3 protein-coding genes and 1 pseudogene are annotated in these 6,137 nt (G+C 68.4%); 3 read left to right on the top strand and 1 reads right to left on the bottom strand.

Translation table 11 applies throughout. The features are described from left to right. Nucleotides 1-425 precede the first annotated feature (425 nt). Nucleotides 426-1,246: pseudogene (locus tag D7Y13_RS36975) on the top strand (IS5 family transposase). Nucleotides 1,247-1,993: 747 nt separating this feature from the next. Here the strand turns inward: D7Y13_RS36975 and D7Y13_RS36970 are convergent. Further along, a complete protein-coding gene (locus D7Y13_RS36970) occupies nt 1,994-3,640 on the bottom strand; it encodes an endo alpha-1,4 polygalactosaminidase (RefSeq protein WP_120584511.1) in 1,647 nt (548 codons plus the stop codon). A 242-nt stretch (nt 3,641-3,882) separates the two neighbouring features. On the opposite strand from D7Y13_RS36970, the gene D7Y13_RS36965 reads away from it, so the two are divergent. Further along, a complete protein-coding gene (locus D7Y13_RS36965) occupies nt 3,883-4,629 on the top strand; it encodes a tetratricopeptide repeat protein (RefSeq protein ID WP_120534068.1) in 747 nt (248 codons plus the stop codon). Then, nucleotides 4,626-6,104 carry a putative metal-binding motif-containing protein gene (locus D7Y13_RS36960; protein ID WP_120584512.1) on the top strand — a complete coding sequence of 493 codons (1,479 nt, stop codon included), beginning with the start codon at nt 4,626-4,628 and terminating at the stop codon, nt 6,102-6,104. Before D7Y13_RS36965 ends, D7Y13_RS36960 begins: the two co-directional genes overlap by 4 nt. The last annotated feature ends 33 nt before the right edge of the window (nt 6,105-6,137 follow it).

Here is a 6,137-nt window from a genome sequence, read left to right as displayed (position 1 = left end):
TGCTCGCCCAGCGTCACCAAGTGTACCAGCGCGCCCGCGCCCGTCACCCCGAGCGATGGAGCCGCGACACGCGCGACTGGACGCCCGCGGGCCCCGTGCGCCTCAACCCCTCACCGGAAGTGCAGGAGCTGAAACGCATCGGCTGAACCCTTTCACGCGACAACTACCTTGACGCTCACCGGTAGGCTGGCTGCGCAGTTGGCCTGTCGCTCGCGGTCGGCCCGGCCCGGAACACCCTTCGCACCCTGTGCCTCGAGCACCTGGAGTGACACGTGCCCGGGCTCGGGCTGCACCGTGGTGGCCGTCCAGTGGGGAGTTTGCGCCTTTTCGAGCGCCAGTACAGGGGTGACGGGACACCGCGGTCCGGCCGGGAGGCTAGGGCGTGTCTGCAAACTAAGCGAGGCGGGTCCGTGTGTTGAACAAGCATGGACCGCCCAGAACTGACGAGCGCGCAGTGGGAGCACCTGGCTCCGCTGCTTCCCCCCGAGCGGCCGGCTGTGGGCCGGCCCAACAAGAGTCATCGCACGGTGGTGGAGGGCATCCTCTTCGCCCTGCGCACGGGGACGCCGTGGCGCGACGTACCCGAGGGACGGTTCGGCAGGTGGAAGACGCTCACCAGCCAGTTCTACCGCTAGGAGCAGGCGGGCATCTGGGCGCGCGTGCTGCGTGCGCTTCAGGCCGAAGCGAACGAGGACGGCAGGCTCGACTGGACGCTGCACTACGTGGATTCGAGTGTGGTGCGTGCGCACCAGCATGCGGCCCGTGCCCGCGGCACGCCGCATAAAGGGGGGAAGCCGAAGCGCTTGGCCGCAGCCAAGGCGGTTTCTCGACGAAGGTCCACGTCCGGGCCGAAGGGCGAGGACAGCCACTCGTCTTTGCACTGACGGCAGGCCAGCGGAGCGAGACCATCGGCTTCGAAGCCCTCATGGAGGGCGGCAGCGTGCCCAAGGCGCACTTGCCCGGGGCGCCGCGCAGGCTTCCGGACGCCCTCGCGGGAGACAAGGGCTACAGCTACACGACGGTCCGCGCCTACCTCCTGCGGCACGGCGTGCAGCCCATCATCCCCACGCGCTCAAACCAGCAGCGGCAGCGCTCTTTTCGCAGCGCGGCTTACCGCAAGCGCTGCCGCGTGGAGTGTCTCTTCAACCGCCTCAAGCAGTGCCGCCGCGTGGCGACGCGGTACGAGAAGCGCGCCGCCAACTACCTGGCGATGGTGCATCTCGCCTCCATCCGCCTCTGGCTCTAGTTTGCGGACACGCCCTAGCACAGCGCCTTCCCAGTGGCGGTCGAAGAGGAGTGGTTCTCGGGCGCATCCTGAAATGGCTCGTTAGTGGCGTGCTGGTCGTGGCCTTGTTGCTGGGCGGTGTACCGCACCGGATTGATGCGACACCGAGTTGGTCGTAATCAGGCCGCTCGCCCGGACTGCACCAGCTTTCGTCGGGCCTGTTGCGGCGAGAGGAAGCTGCGGCGTTTCATCAGCCAGTGCTCGTTGTGGCCTTCATGATGTCGGACCTGTCGGTGGCAATCGTGCCATCGTGGTGGAGAGAGGGCCCATCACTTGGTGGGCTCTGCCTCATTCCAGGAGCCTGCCTCGCGAGTCGCTGGCCAGACTGAACGACGACCGCGCGCCTCGCTCACCGGCCTTGACGCGCTGCCGGAAGTGGCCTTGACGCACCTATGACGCAGCGACCGAAATTGGGATAGGCACAACGGCGCCTGTGTGGGGCCGGGGCTGCTTCATTTCCACCTCCCGGCAAGCTTCGCCGGGGATGGGTAACCGTCCGGCCAACGACGTGCCGGATCGCTTGAATGCGGACGAGTACCATGGTCGGCGCGGGTGGCGTCAGGAAGCGGCGGCGGCGCGCAAGCGCTTCCACTCGTGCGGCAGTAGCTCCCCGATGCGGGCGTTCGGGTGCGTCTGGACGCGCAGCGGCACTTCGGCGAGGTACACGAGTGCGAGGCCGGGGCGGGAAGCCCGCCCCGGCCCGCCGCGCTACCAGCAGGTGAAGGCGAGGTTGTTGTAGCGGACCGACGAGGTGCTGAAGACCAGGGTGCGCATGTCACCCTGGGCGAATCCACTCTCGCCGCAGGCGCAGAGCGTCCCGGTCCCCGTGCACGAAGACCAATTCGTGGTCTCATCGCCCGAGTCCACGACGTACTCGGCATTGAAGACCGCCTTGTTCTGGTTCGTAAACCAGGTCTTGTACGCGCCACACTCGGCGTACTTCTGGCACTGCTCGTTGATGGCGAAGTCGAAGGAGCTGGCGAGCGCGGGGATCTGGTCGACGTCGTTCTTGAGCGCGATGCCCAGACACAGGGAATGGGCGGTGTCGGCCAGCCAGCGGTTGTAGTCGAGCTGATTGGCCGCCGTGAGGCTCCAGCAGGCCTGGTCGGTGCAGCTGATCTCATCATCGTGCGAGTAGCCGTCGATGTTGTCCGGCTCCACCGCGTCGCAGCCCTTGTTCTTCGCCAACTGCATGCGGGACGTCATCACCGTCCGCACCGCCGGCTTGCGGTGATCCAGCCACCACTCACAGCCGCCGCCGCTCTCGCACCAGTCCCCCAGGATGTGGATGGACTGGGCGCAGTCCTCTCCGGGGCTGCAATAGGTGTCCTGCGGGAACTGGCTGGCATCGCTCCGCCAGTTCTCATAGGTGCCGGCGCTGAAGTAGCAGACCACCTTCTTGCCGGCGTTCTTGTACTCCTGGATCTTCGCCGTCGAGGTGTTGAAGAGGTCGACGACGTAGACCTGGGCATTCAGGTTCGTGGGAAGCGCGTTGTTCTCCAGGTCCCACATCCAGGTGGTGCCCTTGGGGAAGCTCGCCACGGTGCAGGCCCCGCCCTGGCCACAGACGTTCGCGGTTCCGCCGCCGCCACACGTCGCCGGGCTCTGGCAGCTGCCACAGCTGGAGACCGTGCGCGCCTGACCGCAGTTGTCGGTGCCACTCACCTGCCCGCAGTTCGTGCCCAGCCGCGTGCAGAAGGCCGCGTTGGTTTCGGCGGTGCACGTCGTGGGGATGTCCCAGGACACCTGGAGGCGGAGGCTGTCGAGCTGCGCCGCATCCGTCCCCGCGCCCTTGATGAGCCGCGCGCGAATCTCGCCAGTGCCCGAGACGAAGTTGGAGGCCGCCTCGGTGCCCGGGAGCGTGAGCGTCAGGGCCGGGGTCCACACCCAGTCACCGCGCCCCTGCGAGTTGGCGATGTTCACCCAGCTCGAGGTCGTGAACCGGTAGAGCTGCCACTGGTAGTAGGACGTGGAAGCCCCAGGCCCCTGGTACTTCGTCAGCAACTGGAGCTGGGTGATTTGAGCAGGGGTTGGCGCGGCCTGGGTGAGGCTTGAGAGATTGAAGCTCAGGTAGCCCGTGTAGGTCGCGCTGAATTCGATGTAGTCCGCGTAGCAATCCGCGTAGGCGCCGACCGTGCACGCAGCGCTGTTCGTCTTGAGCACGGTCATGCCGCCGCTCTTGCCGGACGCATCCGTGTTCGCCAGCGTGCTCGCGGAGGAGTAGTCGATGACCTGCGTGCCGGCCAGGGCCTGCTGTTGAACCTCCGGGTCCCGCGCGTCATCCACCTCCAATGACATGCAGCCAGACACCAGCAAGCCAAGACACGGGGACAGCCAGGCAATCCATCTCGACATCACGCCTCCAGGTTGGGGGCGCGGCTATCACATGGAGGCACCCCGGGTGCAATGACAGAGCGGGGCTCGCCTGAAGGCTGCCCGGACAGGACCCATGAGCCAGGATTCCCGCGGCCTGCGGGGTGTACTTCTCCGGCGACAACAGAAGCGCCCTGTCCTGAAAGCATCAACTGACAACCCCACGGTGCGGTCAAAACAGCGCTGCAAGGCGGTCCGGTGGCCCGATGGTATCTTCCGCGCCCATGGACCTGCGAATCGTGCTCGGCCTCGCGCTGATGCTGGTGTCGCCCGCCTGGAGCCAACCGGCGGCCTCCGCTGGCCCGGAGTTCCAGGCCCGAATGTCCGCCGCATCCCACGCCTACGAGGAACTCGACTACGAGCACGCCCTCGAGCAGCTCGACGCGGCGAAGACCGTGGCGCGCGACAGCAGGGAGCGGGGCCAGACAGCCATCTTCCGAGGGCTCGTGCTCGCGGACCTGGGACGCCGTCAAGAGGCCCTGGCCTCGTTCAAGAACGGGCTGTCGCTGCTGCCCGACGCGAGCCTGCCGGTGAAGGTGTCACCCAAGGTGTCGCGCGACTTCGAGGAGGTGAAGCGGACCGTGCAGGAGGAGCTGACACGCAGTCCCCGCCCGCCCTCGGACGCACCGAATGCGATGCCGGACGCGCAGGTCGCGCTCGTTCCGCCAAGGGCGCAGGCGGAGGTGCGACACACGCGCTCCATGCCGGTGCTTCCGCTGGCATTGCTGGGAGGGGGCGTGGTGCTCGGCGGCGTCGGCGGATACTTCGGCCTCCAGTCGCGGAGCAACGTCAACGCCGCGCGCGACGATGCCTTCTACAGCGACCGGACCGCGCACCTGGACAGCGCGCGGGGACAGGCGCTCGCGGCCAACGTCCTGCTGGGGGCGGCCATCACCGCCGCCGCCGGAGCCGCCGTCGTCTGGCTGCTCACGGACGACCCGCCGACGTCGCGGACGGAGGTCTCGCCATGAGGCGCGCCGTGGCCGTGGGACTCGGGCTGCTCTGCATCACCTGCACGGTGCCGGACATCGAGGAGCTCGAGGAGGAGCGCCCCAGCGGGTGCGACGCGAGCCACCCCTGCCAGGTCCGGGTGCTGCTGACCTACGACGGCTTCCGTCCAGGCTGCGTCACGCTGCGACTGGTGGACGCGGAGGACGCCTCAAGGACTTTCGAGCTGCCGGTGGAGCCGCCCGGGCTTGGGGGAGCGGCGACGGCGGAGGTGGGATTCGTTCGCCGTGCAGGATGGAGTGACACCGTGAAGGTGACGGCCTCCGCCCGCGAGCGCTCGTGCTCGGGACAGGAGGTGGCCACCGCGTCGGCGCAGGGGGTTGTTCCCGAGGAGGGAACCGCCACGGTCGAGCTGGAGTTGAGCGCGCGGGATGACGATGGTGATGGCTACGTGAGCACCGCCACCCGGGGCACGGACTGTGATGACCGCTCCGCCTCCGTTTCCCCGGGCGTGGAGGAGCGCTGCGACTTCCTGGACAACAACTGTGACGGCCGGGAGGACCCGGCGCCCGTCTGTGATGGCATCGATTGGAAGACGACCGAGACCCTCCCGGGAGCGAGCTTCCGGGACGTGGCGCCCCACGCGCGCAACCAGGCCTGGTTCGTGAGCGACAGCAACGACGTCGTCGCCCACGTCCGCCGCGAGACCGACGGTGGCTTCAACGTCGAGCCATTCACCGATTGCCACGGAGCGTGGTCCACCGCGTGGGCACGGCCGAGCGACGGGCGTGTGTTCATGGGCTCCTGGGAGGGACGGCTCGCCACGCGGACGCTGGCCGCCGGGGAGCCCTGCGCGCTGACGTCCTTCGACGGAGGCGGCGCGGCCATCCAGGACCTCGTGGGCTTCGAGGCGGATGGAGGCACGACGCTCTACGCGGTGAACGAGGCCGGGGACATCCTCCGCTGGGACTACCCGGCGGAGCCGGTGCGGGTGGAGCGCGTGAACGCGGACCTCCGCGCCATCCACGGTCTCGACCCGCGAACACTCATCACCGTGGGGCAGACGGGCGAGGTGCCCGTCGCGTACCACGTCAACGCGGACGGAGGCCCGTGGCTGCGAGAGGCGCTGCCGCCGCCCGCCGGAGGACAGCTCGCCCTGCACGCCGTTCACGTCGTGGCGCCGGGCCTCGCCTACGCGACCGGAGACCAGGGACTGCTCCTGGAGCGAGCGGCGGGCACCTGGAGCACGAAGCCCCCCTACCCCATCTTCGTGGACGGTGGCGTTTCGCCCGACATCATCGACGTGGTGGCCTTCGGACAGGGCGCCGTCATCGCGGTCCTGGCCACGGACGACATCGTTCGCTTCGACGGGGAGACGTGGGCGGATTTCCGCTTCGGCACCCAGGGCTTCACGACCCTCGAAGGGCTGTCGTCGGACGAGCTGTGGAGCGCCACCCTCGACGGTACGGGATTCTATTGGAGCCCCCGGGCCCCGTGAGGTCCCGCGTCCCCCTTCCTCCCAGAGGGGGCA

The organism is Corallococcus praedator (assembly GCF_003612125.1).
GTDB classification, from domain to species: domain Bacteria; phylum Myxococcota; class Myxococcia; order Myxococcales; family Myxococcaceae; genus Corallococcus; species Corallococcus praedator.
This window is presented reverse-complemented; position numbering and strand designations above follow the sequence as displayed.